General features: G+C 69.9%; 25 protein-coding genes. 9 read left to right on the forward strand and 16 right to left on the reverse strand.

The genetic code is table 11. The annotated features are described in order from the left end of the window. Positions 1–57: 57 nt before the first annotated feature. Entirely contained in the window at positions 58–753 is a 696-nt protein-coding gene (locus HT134_RS38015) for a class I SAM-dependent methyltransferase (RefSeq protein WP_175605324.1), read from the forward strand. A 19-nt stretch (positions 754–772) separates the two neighbouring features. Here the strand turns inward: HT134_RS38015 and HT134_RS38020 are convergent, their stop codons facing one another. Next, positions 773–2,020 (reverse strand): MFS transporter, encoded by a 1,248-nt coding sequence (locus tag HT134_RS38020; protein ID WP_175605325.1) that lies wholly within the window; start codon positions 2,018–2,020, stop codon positions 773–775. A 124-nt stretch (positions 2,021–2,144) separates the two neighbouring features. Between HT134_RS38020 and HT134_RS38025 the strand changes: the two genes are divergently transcribed. Beyond that, a complete protein-coding gene (locus HT134_RS38025; protein WP_175605326.1) occupies positions 2,145–3,083 on the forward strand; it encodes a LysR family transcriptional regulator in 939 nt (312 codons plus the stop codon). A 44-nt stretch (positions 3,084–3,127) separates the two neighbouring features. Here the strand turns inward: HT134_RS38025 and HT134_RS38030 are convergent, their stop codons facing one another. Together HT134_RS38030 and HT134_RS38035 are read right to left on the reverse strand one after the other, a co-directional pair. Beyond that, on the reverse strand, positions 3,128–3,676 hold the full coding sequence (locus tag HT134_RS38030; RefSeq protein WP_175605327.1) for a GNAT family N-acetyltransferase: 549 nt from the start codon (positions 3,674–3,676) through the stop codon (positions 3,128–3,130). Positions 3,677–3,719: 43 nt separating this feature from the next. Beyond that, the gene (locus HT134_RS38035) at positions 3,720–4,805 is read right to left on the reverse strand and encodes a hypothetical protein (protein ID WP_175605328.1); all 1,086 of its coding nucleotides are present in this window, start codon (positions 4,803–4,805) and stop codon (positions 3,720–3,722) included. A gap of 124 nt (positions 4,806–4,929) precedes the next feature. On the opposite strand from HT134_RS38035, the gene HT134_RS38040 reads away from it, so the two are divergent. Next, entirely contained in the window at positions 4,930–5,502 is a 573-nt protein-coding gene (locus HT134_RS38040; protein ID WP_217708829.1) for a hypothetical protein, read from the forward strand. Between the two features lie 33 nt (positions 5,503–5,535). On the opposite strand, the gene HT134_RS38045 is transcribed toward HT134_RS38040, so the two are convergent. The 4 genes from HT134_RS38045 to HT134_RS38060 form a co-directional block, all read right to left on the reverse strand. Then, a complete protein-coding gene (locus HT134_RS38045) occupies positions 5,536–6,027 on the reverse strand; it encodes a pyridoxamine 5'-phosphate oxidase family protein (RefSeq protein ID WP_175605330.1) in 492 nt (163 codons plus the stop codon). Between the two features lie 119 nt (positions 6,028–6,146). Then, positions 6,147–7,472, reverse strand: a complete 1,326-nt coding sequence (locus HT134_RS38050; protein WP_175605331.1) for an SGNH/GDSL hydrolase family protein — start codon at positions 7,470–7,472, stop codon at positions 6,147–6,149. Between the two features lie 23 nt (positions 7,473–7,495). Next, entirely contained in the window at positions 7,496–7,855 is a 360-nt protein-coding gene (locus HT134_RS38055) for a nuclear transport factor 2 family protein (RefSeq protein WP_175605332.1), read from the reverse strand. 13 nt (positions 7,856–7,868) lie between these two features. Next, entirely contained in the window at positions 7,869–8,867 is a 999-nt protein-coding gene (locus HT134_RS38060; RefSeq protein WP_175605333.1) for a zinc-dependent alcohol dehydrogenase family protein, read from the reverse strand. A 105-nt stretch (positions 8,868–8,972) separates the two neighbouring features. Between HT134_RS38060 and HT134_RS38065 the strand changes: the two genes are divergently transcribed. Then, complete coding sequence (locus tag HT134_RS38065) at positions 8,973–9,719, forward strand: TetR/AcrR family transcriptional regulator (RefSeq protein WP_175605334.1); 747 nt, start codon at positions 8,973–8,975, stop codon at positions 9,717–9,719. A 56-nt stretch (positions 9,720–9,775) separates the two neighbouring features. Here HT134_RS38065 and nadE read toward each other — a convergent pair whose 3' ends face one another. The 5 genes from nadE to HT134_RS38090 form a co-directional block, all read right to left on the reverse strand. Next, positions 9,776–10,615, reverse strand: coding sequence for an NAD(+) synthase (gene nadE / locus HT134_RS38070; protein ID WP_175605335.1), 840 nt, complete (start codon positions 10,613–10,615; stop codon positions 9,776–9,778). Between the two features lie 91 nt (positions 10,616–10,706). After that, positions 10,707–10,955, reverse strand: coding sequence for a hypothetical protein (locus HT134_RS38075; RefSeq protein ID WP_175605336.1), 249 nt, complete (start codon positions 10,953–10,955; stop codon positions 10,707–10,709). A 72-nt stretch (positions 10,956–11,027) separates the two neighbouring features. Further along, on the reverse strand, positions 11,028–11,573 hold the full coding sequence (locus HT134_RS38080) for a dihydrofolate reductase family protein (RefSeq protein ID WP_175605337.1): 546 nt from the start codon (positions 11,571–11,573) through the stop codon (positions 11,028–11,030). 55 nt (positions 11,574–11,628) lie between these two features. Next, positions 11,629–12,330, reverse strand: a complete 702-nt coding sequence (locus tag HT134_RS38085; RefSeq protein WP_175605338.1) for a helix-turn-helix domain-containing protein — start codon at positions 12,328–12,330, stop codon at positions 11,629–11,631. Between the two features lie 71 nt (positions 12,331–12,401). Further along, positions 12,402–13,172, reverse strand: coding sequence for an alpha/beta fold hydrolase (locus HT134_RS38090; protein WP_175605339.1), 771 nt, complete (start codon positions 13,170–13,172; stop codon positions 12,402–12,404). 194 nt (positions 13,173–13,366) lie between these two features. Between HT134_RS38090 and HT134_RS38095 the strand changes: the two genes are divergently transcribed. Then, entirely contained in the window at positions 13,367–14,749 is a 1,383-nt protein-coding gene (locus tag HT134_RS38095) for an alpha/beta fold hydrolase (RefSeq protein ID WP_175605340.1), read from the forward strand. Positions 14,750–14,861: 112 nt separating this feature from the next. Here HT134_RS38095 and HT134_RS38100 read toward each other — a convergent pair whose 3' ends face one another. Together HT134_RS38100 and HT134_RS38105 are read right to left on the reverse strand one after the other, a co-directional pair. Next, positions 14,862–16,079, reverse strand: a complete 1,218-nt coding sequence (locus HT134_RS38100) for an MOSC domain-containing protein (RefSeq protein ID WP_175605341.1) — start codon at positions 16,077–16,079, stop codon at positions 14,862–14,864. 423 nt (positions 16,080–16,502) lie between these two features. After that, positions 16,503–18,119 (reverse strand): ADP-ribosyltransferase domain-containing protein, encoded by a 1,617-nt coding sequence (locus tag HT134_RS38105; RefSeq protein WP_175605342.1) that lies wholly within the window; start codon positions 18,117–18,119, stop codon positions 16,503–16,505. Between the two features lie 340 nt (positions 18,120–18,459). On the opposite strand from HT134_RS38105, the gene HT134_RS38110 reads away from it, so the two are divergent. From HT134_RS38110 to HT134_RS38120, 3 genes are all read left to right on the forward strand, one after another. Further along, positions 18,460–19,137, forward strand: coding sequence for a macro domain-containing protein (locus HT134_RS38110; RefSeq protein WP_175605343.1), 678 nt, complete (start codon positions 18,460–18,462; stop codon positions 19,135–19,137). A 146-nt stretch (positions 19,138–19,283) separates the two neighbouring features. Further along, positions 19,284–19,832, forward strand: coding sequence for a hypothetical protein (locus HT134_RS38115; protein WP_175605344.1), 549 nt, complete (start codon positions 19,284–19,286; stop codon positions 19,830–19,832). Positions 19,833–19,890: 58 nt separating this feature from the next. After that, positions 19,891–20,289 carry a hypothetical protein gene (locus tag HT134_RS38120; protein WP_175605345.1) on the forward strand — a complete coding sequence of 133 codons (399 nt, stop codon included), beginning with the start codon at positions 19,891–19,893 and terminating at the stop codon, positions 20,287–20,289. A 136-nt stretch (positions 20,290–20,425) separates the two neighbouring features. Here HT134_RS38120 and HT134_RS38125 read toward each other — a convergent pair whose 3' ends face one another. Together HT134_RS38125 and HT134_RS38130 are read right to left on the reverse strand one after the other, a co-directional pair. Next, positions 20,426–20,854: a VOC family protein gene (locus tag HT134_RS38125; protein ID WP_175605346.1), complete on the reverse strand. Its 429-nt coding sequence runs from the start codon at positions 20,852–20,854 to the stop codon at positions 20,426–20,428. A 2-nt stretch (positions 20,855–20,856) separates the two neighbouring features. Then, the gene (locus HT134_RS38130; RefSeq protein ID WP_175605347.1) at positions 20,857–21,327 is read right to left on the reverse strand and encodes a GNAT family N-acetyltransferase; all 471 of its coding nucleotides are present in this window, start codon (positions 21,325–21,327) and stop codon (positions 20,857–20,859) included. Positions 21,328–21,439: 112 nt separating this feature from the next. Here HT134_RS38130 and HT134_RS38135 point away from each other — a divergent pair, with 112 nt between their 5' ends. Continuing rightward, positions 21,440–22,144 carry a hypothetical protein gene (locus HT134_RS38135; RefSeq protein WP_175605348.1) on the forward strand — a complete coding sequence of 235 codons (705 nt, stop codon included), beginning with the start codon at positions 21,440–21,442 and terminating at the stop codon, positions 22,142–22,144. The last annotated feature ends 106 nt before the right edge of the window (positions 22,145–22,250 follow it).

A 22,250-nucleotide genomic window follows, 5' to 3' on the forward strand; every position in this document is an offset into this window, starting at 1 on the left:
GCGCGCTTCAAGGGAAACTCGATGGCGGTCGCTTGTGCACACCGCCATGATGTCCCGATGCGCAAGGCGACCGCTTACCATGGCGCGCTCGGCGACCTTTTCGCCGAGCATGCCGATACGAGCCCTTACAACGCCTACACCGACAGGCCCGCGATGCTGCAACTCGCGGGCGATGTCTCCGGCACGAGAATTCTGGATGTCGGGTGCGGTGCCGGCCATTATGCGGCCGAACTCGTGGCTCAGGGCGCGCGAGTGGTCGGCATCGAGGGCAGCGTCACGCTGTTGCGCCACGCGCGGGCACGCGTGGACGGCCGTGCGGAGCTACTCCTCCACGATCTGGAAGAGCCGCTCGACTTCGCCGGCGACGCGTCGTTCGACGGCGTGGTCTGCGCCCTCGTGTACGAGCACGTCAGGAACCGGATGCGACTGCTGGGCGAGTTGCGCCGCGTCCTGCGACCGGGCGGATGGCTCCTGGTGTCGATCACTCACCCCACAGCCGACTGGCGCCACTTCGGAGGCTCGTACTTCAGCCACGACTGGAGAGATCTGCCTCTCGGCGACAGCGGGCGCTCGATCCATTATCAGCGCATGCCGTTGGAGACCTTCCTGGGCGAGCTGTTGGCCGCGGGATTCGTCCTGGAGCGGCTGGTCGAACCCCGGCCGATCGCCGACCTGCGGGAGATCGACGACGCCGCCTACGACAAGTTGCACGAAGCACCGTCCTTTCTAGCCGTGAGAATGCGGCGTCCCTGATCGCTGTCCATGGGACGAGTCATGCCGACCGGACGTCTTCGGCCGGCGCGGCAACCGCGGGATCAGGCATGTGCGTCGCCTTGGGCAGCAGGAGCGGGGTGGCGAGCAGGAGAACGCCGGAGACGGTGATCGCCGCAAGCGGGCTGGTGAGTGTCGCGAGGACCCCCCAGATCAGCATGAGCGCGGCCTGCGCGAGTTTGCTGCTGATGCTCCATGCGGTGAGGACCCGCGCGGTGCGGTCCACGGGGGTGCGTTGCAGGCGTTCCGTCGCGTGGATGGGGTTGAAGACGCCCATGCAGGTGATCAGCAGGGCCTCGACGACGATGACCGTGAGGAGTCCGGGGATGCCCGGTTGGGTGAACGCGAGGCCGAGCGGGAAGAGAGATCGCAGCCAGCCGGAGACGATCAGGACACGGTACCGGCCGTGGCGGGCGACGAGGCGCGCGGAGAGGCGGGCACCGACGAAGCCGCCGACGGCCGGGAGACCGAAGGCGAGACCGTACTGCCAGGCCGGGAAGTGGTACTGGCCCAGCAGGAGGACGGACAGGAGCGGGAGGGTGGCCATGATCAGGCCGCTGACGGTCACGGAGTTGAAGAACAGACGGCGCAGGACGCGGTCGTGGAGGATGAACCGCCAGCCGTCGAGCAGGTCGGCCGCACGCATCCTGGTGCCCGGGTCGCGAGGTGCCGCGACGTCGCCTCCACGGATGCGCAGCACTCCGAACGCGGACAGCAGGTAGCTGAGGGCATCCGCCCCGACGGTGATGATCGGGCCGAGCAACCCGATGAGCGCCCCGCCCAGAGGCGGTCCCACCGCGGTCGCCACCCACGCCGTGCCCTCGAACCGGCCGTTCGCGACGAGGAGGTGGTCGCCGCGCACGAGGTGTTTCAGGTACGCCCCGGAGGCGGCGGTGAAGGCGATGCCCGCCGTTCCCGTGACGACCGACACGACGAGCAGCTGGCCGTACGACAGCAGGCCCAGCAGGTACGTGATCGGGACGCTCGCCATGGCGAGGAAGCGGACCAGGTCCATCGCGATCATCACTGGGCGCTTGGCCCGGTGCTCGACCCAGGGTCCGAGCGGGACGGCGACGATCGCCGCGACCGCGAGTCCGGCGGCTTCGAGGAGCGAGACGGCGAATGCCGGCGATTCCAGGACCTGAACGGCGATGAGCGGGAACGCCCCGAAAGCGATCCACGTGCCGTACGTGCTGACGGCGTAGGCCGACCACAGCCAGCCGAAGCCGGCCCCCAATCTCACGCGCACGTGACTCCTTAAGCGACAACCGGATGTTTGGCGGGTCGAATCACACCAGCCGCGAGGCAGCAGAATCAAACAACCGGTTCTCCGCCGGCCACAACGATCGGTTGGGCGTCCTTATGCTGAGGCGATGGACACGGAAGCGGTGCGAACGTTCGTCCTGGCGGCCGAGGTCGGGCAGTTCCAGCACGCGGCCGACGAGTTGGGCGTGACCCAGCAGGCGATCTCGAAGCGGATCGCCGCCCTGGAGCGCGAGCTGGAGGTCCGCCTGTTCACCCGGACCGCCCGAGGGGTCGAGCTGACGATCGACGGCCAGGCGTTCCTGCCGCACGCACGGAGCATCGTCGCGGGTGTCGAGCGCGCCATCACCGCGGTCAGGCCGGACTCACGGGCTCTGCGGATCGACGTCCTCGGGTTCCGGAGCGGGCAGGCCGTCGTCCTCCACGACTATTGGCGGTCGCATCCCGAGACCGCCCTCGACGTGGTGACCCTGAAAGCCGCCGATCCGCACGTGGCGGTCGCGGCCATTCGAGCCGGCGATGTCGACGCCTCCTTCCGCACCGTCACCGACCCGGCCGCGCTGCCACGCGACCTCGACATGGTTCACGTCATCGACTTCCCGCTGGAGCTCCTCGTGGGGCCGAGGCATCCGCTCGCCTCCGCGCGAACGCTGACACCATCCCAGTTGCGCCGCCATCGGATCTGGGTGCCGGGTATCGCGCCGAAAAGCGAATGGGCGGACTTCTACGACCAGCTCGCCACTGCTTTCGACCTTCGCGTCGACGGGGCGGGCCCGAACTTCGGCGTCGAAGCGCTGCTCGACACCCTCGCGGAGTCCGCGGACGTGGCCACTCTCGTCGGCTCGCGCGACCGCCTCGTCTGGCCGACGAGCTACGACCTGCGCCGCATCCCGGTCGTGAATCCGACGATCGCGTACCCGCAATCGCTCATCTTGCCCCGATCGAATCCGCACCCCGGACTTCGGGCGATCATCGACTACTTCCGGAGTCTGGCGACATTGCCTGAGACGGCCTGGCTTCCGTCGTGGGCGACGCCGCGCCGTCGATGACGGCCGACGGAACAGACGCGGCCGCCTACACCTTCACGCCGGGCTCAGGCCAGATCCATGAGCAGCTGGGAATAGACGTACATGTCGCGGCGCTCGCCGCCGATCTCCTGCCAGCCGCGCAACAGCCCTTCGCGGACGAAGCCCGCCCGCTCCGCCGCCTTCCACGACGCCGCGTTCCACGGCTCGACATGCAGCTCCAGCCGCGGAATCCGCAGATGCTCCAAGCCCCATGACGAGATCGTCCGCAACGCCGCACAGGCGATGCCTCTGCCACGGGCGGAGCCGGCCACCCAGTAACCCACCGAAGCGCGTCCGTGCGGTCCCGGCCACAACCCGATCTGCCCCAGAGCACGATCATTTCCGGCGTCCGCGATCGCGAACGAATACCCCACCCCGTCGGCGGCCCTGCTCCACTGCCGGCGGATGAAGGCCGCGCCCTCCGTGTCCGAATAGTTCGACGGCACGCTGCTGATCAGCGGAATGTACGGATCCCCGGCGGCCTCTTCGACCACCGCGAGGTCGTCGAGCCGCCATGGACGAAGGAGAACCCCCTCACGAGCCGGCAACTGCGGGACCACGAGCGAAGTGTCCATGCCTGAACGGTACTGGTCATGCCCTGGATGCCTCATGAGCAGTTCAGCATTCCGGCTGCGGCAGGCTCCACAGGTGGAGGGTGGTCCGGTCCTCGGAGATCGAGTACCAGGCGCCCTCCCCCGCCGATCGGGGAGCTCCCGAGATGGGGAAGGGGTAGACGATCCGGCCGCGCACGGTCATCGTGCGTCGATCGACGAGCCAGTGGCGGGGGTCCCGCGCGGAGGACTCGGTGCCGACCACGGCGAGCTCGTCGTACGGGAACGCCCCCTCGTGGTCCCAGCGGGCGCGGTCGTCGGCCGCGCCCGAGGGCGGGGGCACGGCTTCGTCGGCGTCCAGACGCCGCAGTTCCGTGCCGTCCTCCGCCCGGTGCAGGTAGAGGGTCCACTGTCCCGGGTCCGTGGTCAGGAAGTGCTCCCCGGTCGGGCTCACGGCGAGGAGGACCTCCTCGGCGAACCGCCGGACGGTGAACGTCGCGCCGTCCCAGTGCCCCCACAGCACGGGCGAGTCCTCCTCACCTTCGGCGACGGTCAGCCCCATGTACGCCGGGTCCGGATGGGGGAAGTGGGCCGAGGCCGACCCCACGGTCATCGTCTCGGCCCGCGTCAGCACCGTGCCGTCGGCGGGGTCGATGATGAGCCACTCCTCGTTGATGTCGTCCCCCGCGTGGCCGCGGACGTGGGCCCAGAGGAGCTTGCCGTCCGAGGAGAAGGCCGCCGAGCCGCTGTCCGCGTGGCCGTGGTCGTCGTCGGCGGCGTACTCGGAGAACGAGGCGTGGGCCTCGGCGCACTCGGCGGCGGACCAGCAACCGTGCCGGAGCTCCCACCGCACGGCGCCGGTCCGATCCACGGCCCGCAACGCGTGAACGCCGGCGAACACGGCGACGTCACCCGCCGGGGACACCGCCACCGAGCCGTATCGGCGCGGCCAGGGCGCGGGGAAGCGGACCTCCGTTTCCGGCCCGTCCAGGTCGCGTACCACCAGCTCGGTGTCCCCGCGCTGCACCAGCAGCCTGCGTCCGGACCAGTGCGGCACCAGCGGGGCGTCCGCCGAGGTGGGGTCGAGCGGGACGGCGGCCAGAAGCCGAGCGGCGAACGGGGCGCAGTCCCCGTTGAGGGCATCTTGCGACATGGTTCCGGCATCGTCGCACATGCGCCGGTGCGGCCACATCCGTGCCGTCCGGCGAGCGTAGGCTTCTCCGGTGAACACCCCAAGGGCCTCTTGGCGCAACACCACGCACGACTGGGCGAGCGGCGTGGACGCCGAGCACCTCTCGCAGATCCGGCGGAACCCGGCCGTTCTCGCGCCAGGCGGCGTCCGTCATCTGGTCCTCGAGGTCCTCGCCTACGCGGCCGACGAAGCGGAGAGCGGCGGCGGCGGGCGTTGCGTGGTCATCCTCCACCCCGACGGCTCTATGTCCGTGGCGGACGACGGGCGAGGCACCGACACCCGCGTCGACGATCAGGGGCAAGTCGTGAAAAAGCCGGTCATGGCGTCGAAAGACCTGCGCTTCTTCGACAACTCTGACGCCCCGCTGCTGCCCGACGGTCATCCGCGCCGAGGCATGTCCGTCGTCGCGGCGTTCAGCGTCTGGCTCGTCCACACCAACCGTCGCCGAGGCGGGGCCTGGACCCAGCGCTACGAGCACGGTGTTCCCGTGACCGGTCTGACGCCGATCAGCGATGACGGCACCACGGGGACGACCGTCCACTTCCTCCCCGACGGGCACCTCGGTGAGCCGGGCGAGGGGCTGGCGGGCGAACTGGTCGGGTTCGCCGGCCAGTGGGGCATGTTGTCGGTCGAGGTGGACGACCGCCGCAGCCGCTGACGGGCGGAGCGCGGAGGGGCCGGGCCGCGTGGCCTATGTCCGCTTGAGGCGCTGGAGGCCCTTGCCGGGGCGCCACAGGTCGATGACCATGACGGATCCCTCGATGTGCGTCAGCACGACCTCGCGGATGTCCGCCCGGAAGAAGTGGGAGTCGGGGAAGGCGTCGGGACCGTGGCCGCGCGCGGCCAGCATCGGCGCGATCCGGTCGCGGTCGGTGACCTCGACCGCGCACCCGGACAGCTTCGTGTCACCCGGCGAGGGGGCGGAGTCGCCGGCGCCCAGGAGGACCGGAGGCCCGTGCAGCGCGAAGCGGGGATCACGCCGCAGGTCGCGGGCCTTCAAGGCGCCAGGCATCGATCCGAACCACAGGTCGTCGCCGACGATGTACGCCTCGATGCCGCTGACCCGCGGCGAGCCGTCCCTGCGCAGGGTCGCGATGGTCTTGTGCTTGTGCGACTCGAACGACTCCCGGACCCGGGCGGCGAACTCCGGCTCCGCCTCGGTGACTTCACGCCAGTTGGCCATGCGATCTCCCACCATGACGATCTCGGACGACGACGGCCCAGCGTGTCATACGGCACCGACAAAGACGGTCTGGTCGATCCCCCGCCGTCCACGATCGCCGACAGGCGGGATTCGGACGTTCAGCCGAGCTCGGCCGGGTCGATGGCGCCCGCCACGGCTCGGTACCCGGCGTCGTTGAGGTGAAGGTGATCGCCTGAGTCGTAGGCGGGATCGAGCCGGTCGCCGTCGGCGGGCGAGGCGGTGACGCGGTCGAGATCCACCACCGCGTCGAACGCGGCAGAGGCACGGATCCAGGCGTTGACGGCCTCGCGCTTGGCCTCACTGCGGTCGGTGTAGTACGCCGATCCCTTGACCGGCATCATCGTCGCGCCGATCACCCGCAGGCCCTCGGCGTGGGCCATCCGGATCAGTTCGCCCAGCCCCGCGATGACCTGACCGGCGGAGACGTCGGGATAGGGGGCGAAGATCGGGGAGGGAGGCGCCGCCGCCAGTTCGCCGATGCCGATGTCGTTGACGCCGGCCAGGATGACGACGGTGCGCACGCCGGGCTGGCCGAGGACGTCCCGGCGGAAGCGGGCGGTGGCCTTCTCCCCGAACCACGCCGAGTCGACGGTGACGCGGTTTCCGGCGATGCCCTGGTTCAGCACGGCGCGGGGCGTGCCGGTGGCGGCCAGGAGTTCGGCGAGTTCGTCGGGGTAGCGGTTGTCGGCGTCGGCGCTGCTGCCGGCTCCGTCTGTGAGGGAGTCGCCGAAGGTGACCACGCCGCCGTGGCGCGCCGTGGGGATCACGTCCACTCCGGTGAGGTAGTACCAGGACTGCGTGGTGTCGGTGAAGGCGGCGGCGCCGACGTCGGCTGCGTGGTCGCCGGCGGCCCGGTACGTGGTGGCGAGGGCTTGCGCGTGGTAGGTGGCCGGACCGGTCGGCTGGTTCGCGAAGAACGTGATGGTGAGCGAGTCCAGGGCGGCCGGCCGCAGCGGCACCGGGTCGGTGGCGAGGTCGGCCCCGGCCGGGACGGTGAAGGCGCGCTTGCCGCGGACGGTCAGCCGGCGCAGCGATCCGGGTTCGACGGCGGCTCCGAGGGCGGTGCGGGCGAGGGTGGCGTGGTCGATGGTGAGCGGGGTCGTGCCGTAGCGGTTGGACAGCCGGATCCGGGCGGCTTTCCCGCCGACGCTGATCCGGACGATCTGGCGCACGGTCTGGCGGGTGAAGCCCTGCTGTGACCAGTTGGGGGCGAAGCTGACGCCGGGGCGCTGTGGCGCGGCGGTCCAGGTCGCGCTCCAGCCGGGACCGGCGGTGTCCGGGAGCTGCCGGGCGGTGTCCGGGAGCTGCCGGGCGGTGTCCGGGAGCTGCCGGGCGGTGTCCGGATATGCGGCGGCGGCGCCGGTCAACAGGGCACAGACGGTGATGGCCGCGACGGTCAGCAGCCGTCGCGTCGCGGAGGACATGATGGTTCTCCCCGGGTGGCGGGTCAGTTGGCGGCGTCGAAGAAGGCGTACAGGTGGCGGATGCGCCCGTCGGCGAAGACGGCGACGTCGGAGCCGGTCGCGGCGGGGGCGGCGACCTCGGGATCGCCGAACCGCCAGAAGAGGCGAGCCTGATGGTGGTGCACGTCCACCGGGGCGGTCAGGCTGAAGCGGAAACCGGGTGGAACACGCCGCTGCAGGGTGGCGAACGCCGCATCCAGCGCGTCGTGTCCTTCGACGGCGATCTCCGGGTCGGTGTAGGTGCAGTCGGGGGTGAGGATCTCCTCGATGGTGGCGCGTCGCCGGACGGCGTCGGTGTCGTTGACGGCGTCGATGAACCGGTGGATGAGGTCGGTGTAGTTCATGGGTTTCTCCTGGTCAGTGCTGGACGGTGACGACGATCTTGCCGACCTGGGCGTTGGACTCCATGTAGCGGTGGGCCTCGGCGATGTCGGCCAGGTCGAAGGTGCGGTCGATCACCGGGGCGAGCGCTCCGGCGCGCAGGCCGTCGGTGATGAAGGTCTCGGCCCGGCGAACCCGTTCCTCATCGGCGAACAGGTGGAAGACGGCGTAGCCGTAGACGTTGATCGGCCACCACATCGGCAGCGGGGTGGGCCGCCCGTCCAGTGAGCCGTAGACGATCAGCATGCCGTCCGGGGCCACGGCCCGTGCCAGGTCGGGCAGGCCGGGCCCGGCGACGCCGTCGAGGATCAGCCGCGCGCCTCGCTCCCCGGTGAGGGCGTGCACCTGCCTCGCCACGTCACCGTCGTCGGCGGCGATCACGTGGGCGGCGCCCGCGGCCAGGAGCCGGTCGGTCTTGGCGCCGGTCCTGGTCACCGCGATGGGCCTGGCGCCCAGATGGGCGGCGATCTGGACGGCTGCCAGGCCGACGCTGCTGGAGGCGGCCGTGACGACCACATCGTCGCCGGGACGCAGTCCGCCGACCTCGACCAGCGCGCCGTAGGAGGTGAACGCGGGCACCCAGATGGCCGCGCCGGTCACGGCGTCCATGTGCTCCGGACGGCGGATCAGCCGCTCGGCCGCCACGACGACGCGCTCGGCCTGGACGCCGTGGACGGACATCCCCTCGTCGTTCGGCTTGGCCACGATGCTGACCGCGTCTCCGGTGGCGTAACCGGTCACGTCGCGTCCGACGGCCTCCACCACGCCGGCGGCCTCGGTTCCCAGGCGCGAGCCGGGAAGCACCGCGTCGTAGTAGTACCGGCCGGTGCGCAGGAACACCTCGCCCCGGTTGAGCCCGAACGCGTCGATGCGCACCCGCACCTGGCCGGGGCCGGGTTCACCGATCTCCACGTCGGAGAGATAGAGCACCTCGGGACCGCCGAGCTCGTCGAACAGGACCGTCCTGGCCTTCATCACGGACTTCTCTCTGCCGCACGGATGATGATGCGCCGTTCTAACTCAGAACGGCGTTCAGACTTTGTGCGCCGTACTCTAACGTAGCGGTGTAAGCTGTCAAGCGTGCAAGAGCAGACAGCGGGCCGCCGGGCACGGTTGCGGGCGCAGACCACCGCGGAGATCAAAGCCATCGCGCTCAAGCACCTCAGTGAGGGCGGCCCCGACGCCGTCTCGCTGCGGGCGATCGGCCGCGAGATGGGCATGAGCGGCAGCGCCATCTACAGCTACTTCGACACCCGCGACGCGTTGATCACCACCTTGATCAACGACATCTACACGTCGCTGCTGGACCAGGTGGAGAGCGCCCGCGACGCCGTCCCCCCTGACGACATCGCCGGCCGTATCGTGGCCTGGGGGCAGGCCGTACGCCTCTGGTCGCTGTCCAACCCCCAAGGCTTCCGGCTCATCTACGGCGATCCGGTCGCCGGCTACCACGCGCCCACCGGAGGACCGGCCCCCGAGGCCGCCAAACGCGCCTGCCTGGGGCTCACCGAACTGGCCGCCGCCGCCTGGCCGCGAGCGAAGGCCACCCAGGCGTTCATCGAGCACCAGTGGTCGGACTTCTCGCCGGGACTGGCCGACACGGTCCGCGAGCACTTCCCGGACCTGCCCCCGGCCGCCGTCGCCCTCGCGCTGCGCATGTGGGGCCGCATGCACGGCCTGATCGCCCTGGAGGTCTACGGCCATCTCGGCACGCAGACCGGCGATCCCGCCAAGCTCTACCACGCTGAGCTGCTCGACCTGCTCAGATCCCTAGGGCTCCAGGTGGAGCACGTGCGCCACCCGGGGACGCCGCGAGCCTCGGCCTGAGCCGTTGGGCGACGTACCGCAGAAGAAGATGGCCGACGGCGACGGCAAGATGCCGGTCAGCGCCACCAGTCGTCGAGCGGGGTGACCGGGACGGTCCGCTTGTGCCGGGTCGCCAGGAAGATCGACTCCACCTTCGCCGCCAGCTCCGGCGTGACGCCTGCGCCTTCCAGATAGTCGTCGATCTGGGCGTACGTCAGCCCGAGAGCCACCTCGTCGGGCAGCGCGGGACGGTCGTCCTCGAGATCGGCGGTCGGCACCTTCTCCCAGACGCTCGGCGGAGCGCCCAGCTCCTGCAGCAGGGCGGCGCCTTGGCGCTTGGTCAGCCCGGTCAGCGGGGTGACGTCGGCGCCGCCGTCCCCGTACTTGGTGAAGAATCCGGTCACCGCCTCCGCCGCGTGGTCGGTGCCCACGACGAGCAGACCGAGCTGCCCGGCGATCGAGTACTGGATCACCATGCGCTCACGGGCCTTGATGTTGCCGCGCACGAAGTCCCGCAGGTGGGGCTCCCCGCCCAGCAGCTCCCGCAGGCCGAGCGCCGTCTCGGCGCCGGCGGCGTCGGCGCTCGGCTTGACGTTCACCGTGATCGACCGGTCGGGCCGGATGAACTCCAGCGCGATCTGGGCGTCGTGCTCGTCGGCCTGCACACCGTACGGCAGGCGCACCGCGACGAAGACGGCCTCGTGCCCCTCGGCGCGCAGTTCCTCACTGGCGAGCTGGCACAACCTGCCGGTCAGCGTGCTGTCCTGGCCGCCGCTGATCCCGAGCACGTAACCCTTGGCCGGGGTCGATCGCAGGTAGTCCTTGAGGAAGTCGACGCGCTGCCGGATCTCCTCTTTGGGGACGATGGTCGCCTTGACGCCGAGCTCGGCGAGGATCTGCTGCCGTAGGTTCGCCATCCAGGTACTGTACTGACCGAAAATCGGCTGGTTCGGGGCGGGGCCTGCGCGGATCGTTCCGCAGGGCCGACCGGGACGTCCGCCCGGCCCCTTACCGGCGGGCTCTCCTCCGCTGCGCGTACCTGGCTTTCGTCCATGACAGCCGTTCCACGCGCGCCTGCTCCTCGTCACAGCATTCGCGCCCGATGCCCATCTCGATCCGGTCGAGGACTTCCGGGCCGTGCTCGGCGACCATGAGCCGTACCCAGCCGCCGTACACGCGTGCCAACCTGTGGCGCCGCCTGCCGAAGCGGGCGAAGTAACGGCCGACGGCGGCCTCGTTCTCCACGTCCGTGCTCATGTCGCTCCTCCGGTACGGTCCCGCCGCGCCGGAGGTCGCCGGGCGCGTCCGTTCGGGAAAGGTGTCGATCGGTCAGCCGGCGTCCGGGACGTAGGTCAGGTTGAGCACCCCCGTCTGGAACGTCTCGGACCTGACCAGCTTCAGCGGGTGAGTGGGAGTGTCCTCGAACAGCCGCTGCCCGCGCCCGACGGCGATCGGGTGGACGAGCAGGTTCAGCTCGTCGAGCAGCCCGTTGGCCAGCAGCCACCGCACGGTCGTCGCCGACCCGGACATCTGGATGTCGCCGTCGGTCTGCTTCTTGAGGTCGCGCAGCCTGGCCGCGACGTCGCCGTTGACGACGGTGGTGTTGTTCCAGTCCGCCTTCTCCAGGGTGTTCGACACGACGTACTTGCGCATGTCGTTGAAGGACCGGGCGATGTCCTGGTCGGCCTCCGTCGTCGTCCAGTACGCGGCCCACTCGTCGTACAGCCTGCGTCCCATGAGCATCGCCGCCGCGCCCTGCATGCCCGCCTCGACCACGGCCCCCATCTCGTCGTTCCAGTACGGGAAGTGCCACTTGTCCGGCGACTCGACCACGCCGTCCACAGAAATGAAGAAGTTCGAAATGATCTTAGCCATCGCTCCGCTCCTCGAACGTCCAGGTGATGGTGCGAGGCTAGGCGGGACCGGACGCTCAGGTCTTGTACAGAAGCGACAGCGGCTCCGCCGCGTCGAGGTCCGTCAACCGCGTGGCGGTGCGGCCGATGTAGCGGGTCAGCGACCGAGCCAGATGCGGCTGGTCGAAGTACCCGAGCCGGTGGACCACGTCCTGGATCGGCACGCCTTCCCGGATCAGGACGGCCGCCCGCCTGGCCCGGTCGATCTGGCGGACGGCGCCGCGGGTGAGTCCGGTCGCGGCCACGAACCGCCGCTGGAGGGTGCGTTCGGACACGTCCGGCGGCGCACCGTGAAGGGCGGCGGCGACGACCGGATCGCGTTCCACGATGCCTTCGCGCACCATGCGCCGTACGAAGGTCTCGGCGTTCTCGTAGTCGGGGAGGCGCCAGGAGGAGCCCTTCAACCAGAACGACCTGGGCGTCACATCCGGGATCTCCGCGGAACCGTCGACGAGCCGGCTGGTCGGAAGATGCGGCATCGAAGTGCCGAGCGAGAAGAGGATGCCGAAGAACGTGGCGCCCTCGGGGACGGGGGCGTGGCCCGCCTTCGTCTCGGGGCCCATGACGGCCGCGCTGACCTTGCCGCGGTGCTGCCAGAAGACCAGGTCCAGATGCGCGGCCGCGATCGACGTCATCCTGCTCACGTCGTGGCTGGTGCTGCGCCACACCCGTTCGACGTACGGCGAATCGGACGGTCGGCTCTCGACCTCCAGGCCCATCCGGGTCCTTCCTCTCGGCTCCGCCGGCTTGCGCCGACGTTCCCATGATGCGGGAGAACGGGCATCTGCGGTCAGCGGATGCGCACCTCCCGGCGACTGTCGCCCAGGTGATCGAGAAGAAGCCGCAGCAGGGCCTCGGGGTCCTCCAGGTGCGGATCGTGCCCCGTCGGCAGACGCGCTTCCCGTACCAGCCGCGACTCTCGGGTGACCTCCTCGAGCTGTCGTCGCACCCAGGCGCAGTAGGCGTTCCAGGCAGGGACGAGATGGTCGGGGAACACGGCCGCGAAGGCCGTCGCGTCACCGCTGACGACGAGGACCGGGCAACGCGCGGCACGATAGGCGGCGAACAGGTCCAGGGCGTCTATCTCACGCATCACCTGGAGGAAGGACTCGGGAAGCCCTCGGCCCATCTCCTCCAGGAACGCGGTCATCTCCCGGCACGCCCGCGCCGCCATGGCGTCGTCGAGGCCGGAGAACTGGCCGGGCCGCGTCGGATTCCCGTGGCCGTCGAGATTGACCGCGAGCGGGCACTCCGGATGTTCTCCGGCCCACAATGCGGCGACCATTCCGCCGAGGGAGTGTCCGACGACCACGGGGCGATGGAGCCCGTATTCCTCGGCGACGGCGGCGACGTCTGCCAGCGCCTCCCGCCATGACCATGGCGCCTGGCCCGATTCCCCGTGGCCGCGAAGGTCCATCGACACCGGGCGGAAGCCGTTGCCGGCCAGCAGCCGCGCCATGACGTCCCAGTCCCGGCGCGTGCGCCCGCCACCGTGCAGAAGGAGAACGTCCTTGCCCTGCCCGCCGTGGTCTTCGGCCACGATCGGCACGTCACCGATCACGAGCCTCCGGGCCGCGCCCACGTCCGCCCTCGTCACTCCCACCCTCCGCCCCTCCGCTGCCCTCTTCGTGACACGCTATGGGGGTCAGCGCCGAGGAGCGATCGGGATGACAACCCCAGGTCTGACTCCCCACCCCGAGATATCAGACCGTGGTCCGACGCGCCACGCCTGCCCTTTCCAGCATCGTGAACGGCATGTTGAAGTCACTCGCGATGGCGCTGGTCCTGGTGAGCACCGGAGGCGGGGCGCACGCCCAGCGCGCCGCCGACGCCCTCGACTGGAGCGCCTGCCCCGACGACAAGATCGGCATGACGTGCGCCGACCTCCAGGTCCCCGTCGACTGGAAGGACCCCGGCGGTCGCAAGATCACCCTCAAGCTGGGCCGCCTGGCCGCCACCGGCACGTCGGAGGGCGTCGCCCTCGTCGCCTACGGCGGGCCGGGCGCCCCCGGCGTCGCCCTCACCGAGTCGCAGTCGAGCTGGTGGACCGACCTGCGCAAACGCATGGACATCGTCACCTGGGACACCCGCGGTTACGGCGTGCAGTTCCGCGGCCTCGGCACCGGCCTGCCCTGCCTGTGGACCCGCACCCCGATCCCCGAGTTCCCGCGCGACGACGCCGACCTCGGCCGGCTGTCCGACACCAACCGCGGCCAGGCGGAGGTGTGCCGCCAGGCCGATCCCGCGCTCTTCGCCAACATGAGCTCCGCCGACCACGCCCGCGACGTGGAGGCCATCAGGAAGGCCCTCGGCGGCGCCAAGCTCAATTACTACGGCGCCTCCTACGCCGGCTTCTACGGCCAGGCCTACGCCCGCCTCTTCCCCGACCAGGTGCGCGCCATGGTCCTCGACGGCACCTGGAACCACAGTCCGGCCGACTGGAACCACGAACTGGAGGAGATGGCCAAGGGCAACGAACAGTTCCTGACCCGCTTCTTCGACTGGTGCGCCACCAACGGCTGCAAGAGCATCCGCGGCACCTGGCGGGCCCTGGTGGCCAGAGCCGATCGCACGCCCGTCCCCGCCACGAAGAACGTCGCCTACACAGGCCGCGACCTGCAAGCCTTCGCCATCGCGTCGGCCCGGCAGGGCAAGACCGCCTGGCCGGCGCTGGCCCAGGCCATCCGCAAGGCTCACGCCGGCGACGCCTCCGCCTTCGTCCCCGCCCGCGGCGCCCGCTACCCCGACCAGGCCACCGGCGTGACCGAATGCACCGACTGGCCCCGTCCCGCCGACCGGAAGGAGCTCGACGCGACCGTCGCGCGCCTGCGACAGGCCGCCCCCAACGCCGGCACGGCCGGCACCATAGCGACCGGCACCCTGCAGTGCATCGGCTGGCCGGCACCCGTCACCAACCCGCCCGCCCCGCTCCCCAAGACGCTTCCGCCCCTGCTCGGCGCCGGCGCCTGGGGCGAGTCGGACGCGGTCGCCAGAGCGATCGACCAGGTCCCGGGCAGCGTCACGATCATCCATGACGGCCCCGGCCACACCCTCTACGGCGTCAACCCCTGCGCACGCGACCACATCAACCGCTATCTCACCGACAAGGTCCTCCCACCGAAGAACACGACATGCTGACCCCACGCCGTCCACGCCGTCCACGCCGTCCGCGCCGTCCACGCCGTCCACGCCATCCGCGCCCTGCCGCCTCCGACGCCACAGCCCATGGGGCTGCCCTTCTGGCCGCAGGTCACCGAGCGCTGACCGGATCACCCACCCGGATCCGGCCCAGCTCCAACGGCACCAAGCGGATACCGAACCACGTCTTGCCGTCCCACTTGCGGTGCCTGGCCAGGGTTCGTAGCGGTTCCTTGCCCTTGACCTGGGTCTCCGGATCGATCGTGGTCACGGCGCACCGGTCGCAGAGCTCCGAGACACGGAACGGAACCGTGCCGATCCGCACCTCGCTCCAACGGTCCTCCGCGAACGCCTCCGCACCCTCGATGATCACGCTGGGCCTGAACCGCACCCGCGACAACCGCCCCGGCACGCCCACCTGACTCACCGACCCACGGCTCACCGACCCGCCTTGACCACGGACGACAGACATCTCCTCGCCCCGCAAGGGCGCAGACCCGCCCCGCAGAGGCGCAGACCCACCACGCAGAGGCTCGGGCCCACCACGCAGGGGCGGGGACCCAGCCCGCAAGGGCGCGGACCCACCTCGCACAAGCGCGGACTCGCCGCGGACAGGCGTATCCTCACCGTGGTCGGTCGCCGCCTCGCCCTGGTCGATCGCCACCTCACCCTGATCGGTCGCCGCATCGCCCTGGTCGGTCGCCGCATCGCCGTGGTCGGTCGCCGCATCGCCGTGGTCGGTCGCCGCCTCGCCGTGGTCGGTCGCCGCATCGCCGTGGTCGGTCGCCGCCTCGCCGTGGTGGTCGGCCACCTCGCCGCCGTGCTTGGCCGCCTCCTCGGCCAACCACTCGTCCAGGACACGTGCCGACGACTCCGAGATGAGCAGGAGCGGCGCGTCCCACGCGAAGCTGACCACCTCACCGGGCAGCCCACCGTGCGCGGGGTCGATCGACCTCCGTCGGGGATCGTCCAGCCACACCAGCCTGGCCGGGCGGCCGAGCAGTTCGGTGAACCAGGCGTGCGCCGAGCCGTCGGCGAGCACCGCCCGGTCCAGGCCGGTGAAGCCGACCGGCGTGGTCGCTCCCGTGGCGGGCGGCACGATGAGTTGCTCCATCCCTCGTGCCGCCAGGCGTAGCCCACCGTCCGGAGTGGGGTCCGCGGCGACGGAAGCCAGCCGCGGGAACTCGCCCAGCCACAAGTTGTCGCCCCGCTCGTCGACGACCGCCCACCGGCGGTCCCCCTCCAACCCCCAGGGGTGAATGACCGCCTCCGCCAGAGAGCGACTCTTACCGGACTTGAGCGGATAAATCATGATTTGATCAAGAAACATGGCCGCAGCTTATGCGACGTGACAAACAATTCATATAGGCGAATAGCCGCATTTACCGACATCCACATAGATAAGCTTTATCAGCGCCTATATACCCGAATAGTGCACCTCCGCCAGCACGCCCATATCTCCTGCTCGACCGCGAGCACGCCCGTGCCCGACGCCACGCGACCGTGAGCATGCCTTTCTCCCCGTGACTCACGTGCACAGTCGCAAGCAGCGCCCCGTCCCATCGCCCATCACCGATCGCCGATCGCCGATCGCCGATCGCCCCATGTGACTCATGGCCTCACGCCCCGCGTGCTTGCAAGCACCGCGCTCGCAAGCACGCGCCTCAAAAGACCATGAGCCCACACACTCCGCCGACGCAGGCCGTATCAACCGACCTGGAGCACTCCCCGCACCATGACCGCCCCGACACGCTCACGCCACCAGGTACTGCTCCTCCAACTCCGCCAGCTTCACCGTGCACAGGCCGCCGCGTTCGACCTTCACATCCGTCACCTTGAGCTGCGTACCGGGGGCGAGGATGTACTCCTCCTCCCCGGTGAACGCCGAGAACCTGCGGATGCCCACGGCCCTCGCCGGCAGCACCTCGAAGAGGGTTCGCTTGCCGCGGCGACCGAGGAACGCCTGGGCCACGCCGAGCTTCGACGTGCAGGAGGACACGCCCCACCACGTCACGGTCCGGCCGAGCGGGTACTGCGCCCGCAGGTCCAGCGACACCCCGCGCCACAGCGGCTCCTTACGGACCGGCAGACGCGACACGGCCGAGAACAGGAGCCGCAGGTACGGCAGGTACGGGACGACCTGGCCGCGGTCGGGATTGCGGAGGGTCGCGTTGATCTGCCGGTAGAAGGCCGACTCGCAGGTGTAGAGGTAGAGCGCCGCGATCTCGTCGGCGGTCAGCTCGCCGGGCGCGCCGGCCGCCTGCTTCGTACCGAACTGGTGCGACTGTTCCGCGTGCCAGTCGAGTCCCGACAGCAGCTTGGCCACCGGCCGGATGGCCTCGCGGAAGTCCATGAGCGGGGTGTCGAACACCCCGGTGATCGCGGGAAGGACCAGTCCCTCGTCTTTGACGCTGGCGAGTCGTTCGAGGTAGAGCTTGTGCAGCTCCATCGTGGAGGCGATGAACGCCCCCATCCGGTCGGCGGTGTCCGCGTCCGGTCCGCCGTCCTGCGAGGTCGGCTTGTTCCACCCCTTGCTGGGCAGCCAGTCGATGTCGTCGGCCCCGAGCGCCCGGAGCGCCTCGTTGACCGTGCCGAAGTGGTCGCCTTCGCAGAAGATGTCGCCCTGGGCGGCGGGGTTGGGGTGGTCGATGTGCCGCACCTCCACCTCGGGGTACTTCTTCTGCAGCCGGAGGACGACCTGCTTCAGGCTGCGGGCGTGAACCCCCCACCACGCGAAGACCACGCCGCGGTCCTTCTCCTCGGCGTTCTGCTTGGCCCTGAGGATCTCCTCGACGATCTTCTCGACGACCGGCCGCCAGAACGCGGTGTGCTGGTCGGTGGCCATCGCCCCGTCGCTGCTGGCGGTGAGCGCCGCGTTCAGCAGCAGGACGCCCTGGGTGAGCATCGCCTGGAACCACTCCGGCGGCTGCACGGTGTCGTGCTGCTTCAGCAGGGCGCGGATGTCGGCGATGGGCGTCTTCTTGGGGATGCTGTGCTTCCACATCGCCGCGGCCTTGATGATGCAGCGGATGCTGACCACCTTGCCGAACTGGCTGTCCTTCCAGTCGTGGAAGGTGTTGTCGAACATGGCGATGCCCGTGGCGCTCTCAGCCCGGGGATACGGGTTCTGGCCGAAGACGACGACCTTCCATTTGTGCGGCGGGTTGGGCTTGAGCGCCTGGAAGGTCAACTCCCGTACGGGAACGACCATCGGGCTGCGTCCCGGGCCGATGAAGGTCGCCGCGGCCGGCTGCGCCTCGATGACCGGCTTCAACAGCGGCAACCACGGCTCGCCGCCACCGTTGAAGAGGTCGGTGAGGGCGAGGGGGTCGTGGGGGGCGGGAGGAGTGGAGGCGCTGTCGTCTCTCATCATGGGCTCCGTATGGCGAGCCGTGCCGCTGCGAGGCACGGGGGACTTGGGGGTGGAGGAATTGTGCCGCGTGAAGATCCTCTACGCGATCTCGGAGCCGCCGCCTCGTTCCTACGGGAGGCGTGGATGGGGTGTACGGCCTGGTCCGCGGGTCCGTTCGGAGCCGGGACACAACATGAGGTGCCGTCAGCGCGAGGGTGTTCGAGACTGCGGCGTACGGGGTGGGCGTCCACGAGCGTGGGCGTCGCTCCCTCTCCCACTGCCAAGATCTGTTTTGTCGGGGGGCGGCGGTATCTTCATCGACGTCGGAAACCCCCATCCCCCGCGACCGGAGTGAGCCATGATCGTCGACCGTGTGAAGCCGCAGCTCAAGGTAGTGCTGGCGGACGTCAACGCGGAGGTGGTGCAGTCATGGCGGGCGGCGTTCGCCGACACCCCCGACATCGAGATCCACCACGGCTCGATCCTCGACCAGCACGTCGACGCCTGGGTCAACCCGACCAACTCGCGCGGCCGGATGGACGGCGGGGTCGATGCCGTCATCAAGCGGCACCTCGGGGCAGGGATCCAGTTGCGCGTCCAGCGGGCGATCCGTGACCAGTTCGGAGGAGCGCTGCCGGTGGGCAGCGCCGTGTGCGTGCCGTCCGGGGCGGTGAACCCGAAGTTCCTGATCTCGACCCCGACGATGGTGCAGTCGGCGCAGAACGTCAGCGAGACGCTCAACGTGGCGCTGGCGTGCGCCGCCGCGTTCCAGGCCATCCACATGCAGAACGAGAAGGAGCCGGGCAGCATCACGTCGGTGGCGTTGGTCGGCATGGGCGCGGCGACTGGCCGGGTGCCCGCGCGGGTGTGCGCGAACCTGATGTGGACGGGCTACACGTTGTTCAACGACTTCTCGTTCCGCGACTACGACGACCTGCGGAAGACGATCAACGAGCAGCTCGACGACCTTGAGACCCACTCCGAGGAGACGCGGGTGCGGATCACGCCGCCGGAGTCGTCCGGGGCGCGTGGCTGAACATCCTGGCCCAGAGTCACGTAAGCCGGTTGAAGGTCACCTGAGCCGGTCGGACCTCACCCGAGCCGTCGTCGGGGCTCACTCGATCGGTCCGACGTCAGCGGAGCGGCCGGATGCGCCCGGGTGCGCCAGGATGCGCCCGGCAGGTGGAGCCGCGGCGGCTCTGCCGCGGCGGCTCTGACCTGGCGCTGATCCGAATCAACATCGAGGAGGCGACGATGCGCGCGAAGGCACAGCAGGACCCACCGCCGAGCGACGCCGAAACTGCCGCACACATGAGCGACCTGGCCGAGCTGTTCATGGAGCATTCGCGCGCGGACGGCCACTCCTTCGACTGGGACCCCGCGTTCCTTCGCCACCTCGACAACTACTGCGCCGAGTTCGCCGCCGCCGAGCCGCCGCCCGAGGTCACGCACAGCATGATCTTGAGTGCGGGCGCGTACCTGGGCGAGATGATCGTCCGCAATTGCGGATGGCGATGGGTGTACTGCGCCGACGAGAAGGCCGCCGCCGTGGAGAGCCCCGGCGGAGTGCGCGGCTACCCGCACAACAAGGTCGCCAAGCGGATCCGCGAGGGGACCGTGCATGACCTTGAGGCGTTCTTCCAGTATGCCGCCACCGGGGAGGCGCCTCGCGGGAGCGCTGCTCGCGTCATCAAGCCTTCCTGGTGGCGACGGCTGAGATCACGAGCTTGATCGTCGCGCCTGCCCTCAAGGTATTGCGTCGTTCTTGAATCGGGCTACGGTCTGAGGTGTGACGGATTCGACGCTGTCCATCTCGGATACCGCTCGTCATCGTCGTACGATTTCATGGGCGGACACCGCCGGGGTCTTCCTGCTCGCCGGTACCGGAATGTTATTGTTGGTGAGTCGCGAGACGGTGGTCGATGGCCCCCTGTCGGTATTGGCGGGCCTGTTCTCGCAGGCGTGCGGGGTGGGTGCCGCGGTCGTCCTGGTCGTGGGACTCTGGCGACGGCCTGGCGCGAAGCCGTCACTGCTCAGCGTGCGTGCGGTCGACCGTGAGTCGGTCGGGCAATGGGCCGCGCAGCGGGTCCTGCTGGCACTTCTCTGGAAATTGACGGCGCTCCGCATCGCCGTCAGTGTCATTGTTCTTCAAGCGGTGTTGCTGGGCGTTTCCGCGGTCCTTCTCTGATGGTCGTGCCGCCGCAAGGACGATGGCGTCTGCCGAACGGACTCGACGGCTGAGAATCGACATCTGAGAAACGTGTCATGTGCGCGGCCTGACGGCGCTCCGTCCGACCGGCGACCAGGGACCGGAGGCCGGCGGATCAGGATGCGTCGGAAGCGACCAGCTCCACCTCGAAACCGTCCCGGTCCTCCAGGTAGGCGGCATAGTGCTGCTCCCCACCGGCGAACGGATGCCGATCGGCGAACATCAACGTCCAGCCGTGCGCCGGCGCCTGCTCGACCAGGGCATCGAGCAGGGCTCGGCTCTCCACATGGAAGGCCAGGTGGTTCAGTCCGGGGCGGCGGCGGTCATGCCGGTCGGAGGTGAGCGCGGGCGACTGCTCCAGGACCAGATAGGTGTCACCCAGACGCCAGCTGCGTCCGTCGCTCCAGTGCTGGAACTCGGTGTAGCCGAGCGCCGCCAGCAACCATCGCCAGCCGGCGACGGCCCGGCTCAGGTCGGGGACCCAGATCTCGACGTGGTGCAGCGTTCCGGTGACGGGCCCGCCGTTCGTCGTCCTCCCGCTCACGATCAGCGGTTCGTCAGGTCGAGGACGCCGACCGTCTGGCCGCCGCTCGTCTCCCCGGTGAGCTGGAACCCCAGTTTCCGGTAGAAGCCTTCCGGCCCGTCCTCCGCCGGCTCCCACGTGACGTACATCTGCCTGCCGCCACGACGCCTGACCTCGGCGGCGACCGATGCGACGGCGAAGCGGCCGACTCCGCGCCCCTGCGCGTCCGGCGTCACGTTGAGGCGCCACAGGCCGGACCGGAAGTCGACTCCCCTGCCGTCCCAGTCGATGTCGAGGAACGCCATGAGGAAGCCCACGGCGCTCTCACCGTCCAGGATGAGGCGCGGCCAGGCCACCTGCGGGTGGACGTATGCCTCGGCCAGCGACTTCGCCACCGGCGAGACGAACCGCTCCTGGTCGGGACGGACCTTCACCGCGAGGGCGGCGTCGATGTTGGCGGGCGTGATGGGCACGAGCCGGAGGCTTGTCGTCATGACGAGAACGATAGGGAAGATCCCGGACGGGCATGGACATGACTTTCGACAGGAGTGGCGGTTGACGATCGGCGGATGATCCGTCCGGGCCGCCGGTGACATGTTCGCCGTCATGGACGCGTACTTCCCCGGACGCCGGCTCGGCGGCGTCGCCCTCGTGCTCGGACCGGTCGTCATGGCAGCCGGATATCTGCTGCGCCGGCTGAGCTCGGCCGTCGCCCTCACCCCTCAGCAGCAGGCGTGGGCGGAGACGCGGCCGTTCGCCGCGTACGGCCAGCTCCTCGCCTACACCTCGGAGCCCGCGCTGTTCACCCTCGCGTACGCGGTGTTCGCGCTGGGGGCGTTGCTGCTCTTCCCCGCCTTCGTCGCCCTGGCGCAGCAGGTGGGGGGCCGTCTCGCCTTCTGGGGCGGCACGCTGCTGGTCGCCGGGCTGTTCGCCCGTCTGTACTTCGCCGGCGCCGACCAGACCGCCTTCCAGCTCACCGAGGCCCTCGGGCTGGACCGGGCGACGGACGCGATCATGAAGGAGTACGTCGACATCTCGTACGGGCCGTGGCGGATACCGGTCTGGGCGTCGGTCGGCCAGTACGCGGGGTCCCTGCTGCTGGCTGTCGCCGCATGGCGTTCGTGCCTGTTCGGTGTCGCCCGCGCGGTGATGCTGCTGCTGGCGGGCGGCACCTGGATGGGGGTGCTGAAGAGCGCCTCGGTCCCGGACGTGCTGGTGACCGTTCTGCTCTGCGTGGCTCTGGCGCCGCTGGGGGTACGGATGCTGCGCGGCCTGCCGCAGGTTCGCGGCGCGACGTCCAGGTGGTGGTGACGTCGGCGCCCTCCCAGAGGGGCATGACCGCCCCCAGAACGGCCGGATGACGGACACGCCGTGCGGCGCGCCGTGGAGGCTCATCCGGGCTCGATCGTCGCACTGG

Source organism: Nonomuraea rhodomycinica (genome assembly GCF_013363995.1).
GTDB lineage: Bacteria > Actinomycetota > Actinomycetes > Streptosporangiales > Streptosporangiaceae > Nonomuraea > Nonomuraea rhodomycinica.

What these genes read in the sequence shown, in the direction of transcription:
- HT134_RS38075 (WP_175605336.1), bottom strand. Translation starts at nt 10,955, where the DNA reads ATGAGCACGGACGTGGAGAACGAGGCCGCCGTCGGCCGTTACTTCGCC.
- HT134_RS38085 (WP_175605338.1), bottom strand. Translation starts at nt 12,330, where the DNA reads ATGGGCCTGGAGGTCGAGAGCCGACCGTCCGATTCGCCGTACGTCGAA.
- HT134_RS38135 (WP_175605348.1), top strand. Translation starts at nt 21,440, where the DNA reads ATGGACGCGTACTTCCCCGGACGCCGGCTCGGCGGCGTCGCCCTCGTG.
- HT134_RS38100 (WP_175605341.1), bottom strand. Translation starts at nt 16,079, where the DNA reads ATGTTTCTTGATCAAATCATGATTTATCCGCTCAAGTCCGGTAAGAGT.
- nadE (WP_175605335.1), bottom strand. Translation starts at nt 10,615, where the DNA reads ATGGCGAACCTACGGCAGCAGATCCTCGCCGAGCTCGGCGTCAAGGCG.
- HT134_RS38035 (WP_175605328.1), bottom strand. Translation starts at nt 4,805, where the DNA reads ATGTCGCAAGATGCCCTCAACGGGGACTGCGCCCCGTTCGCCGCTCGG.
- HT134_RS38030 (WP_175605327.1), bottom strand. Translation starts at nt 3,676, where the DNA reads ATGGACACTTCGCTCGTGGTCCCGCAGTTGCCGGCTCGTGAGGGGGTT.
- HT134_RS38050 (WP_175605331.1), bottom strand. Translation starts at nt 7,472, where the DNA reads ATGTCCTCCGCGACGCGACGGCTGCTGACCGTCGCGGCCATCACCGTC.
- HT134_RS38045 (WP_175605330.1), bottom strand. Translation starts at nt 6,027, where the DNA reads ATGGCCAACTGGCGTGAAGTCACCGAGGCGGAGCCGGAGTTCGCCGCC.
- HT134_RS38110 (WP_175605343.1), top strand. Translation starts at nt 18,460, where the DNA reads ATGATCGTCGACCGTGTGAAGCCGCAGCTCAAGGTAGTGCTGGCGGAC.
- HT134_RS38080 (WP_175605337.1), bottom strand. Translation starts at nt 11,573, where the DNA reads ATGGCTAAGATCATTTCGAACTTCTTCATTTCTGTGGACGGCGTGGTC.
- HT134_RS38105 (WP_175605342.1), bottom strand. Translation starts at nt 18,119, where the DNA reads ATGAGAGACGACAGCGCCTCCACTCCTCCCGCCCCCCACGACCCCCTC.
- HT134_RS38025 (WP_175605326.1), top strand. Translation starts at nt 2,145, where the DNA reads ATGGACACGGAAGCGGTGCGAACGTTCGTCCTGGCGGCCGAGGTCGGG.
- HT134_RS38055 (WP_175605332.1), bottom strand. Translation starts at nt 7,855, where the DNA reads ATGAACTACACCGACCTCATCCACCGGTTCATCGACGCCGTCAACGAC.
- HT134_RS38095 (WP_175605340.1), top strand. Translation starts at nt 13,367, where the DNA reads ATGTTGAAGTCACTCGCGATGGCGCTGGTCCTGGTGAGCACCGGAGGC.
- HT134_RS38015 (WP_175605324.1), top strand. Translation starts at nt 58, where the DNA reads ATGCGCAAGGCGACCGCTTACCATGGCGCGCTCGGCGACCTTTTCGCC.
- HT134_RS38060 (WP_175605333.1), bottom strand. Translation starts at nt 8,867, where the DNA reads ATGAAGGCCAGGACGGTCCTGTTCGACGAGCTCGGCGGTCCCGAGGTG.
- HT134_RS38130 (WP_175605347.1), bottom strand. Translation starts at nt 21,327, where the DNA reads ATGACGACAAGCCTCCGGCTCGTGCCCATCACGCCCGCCAACATCGAC.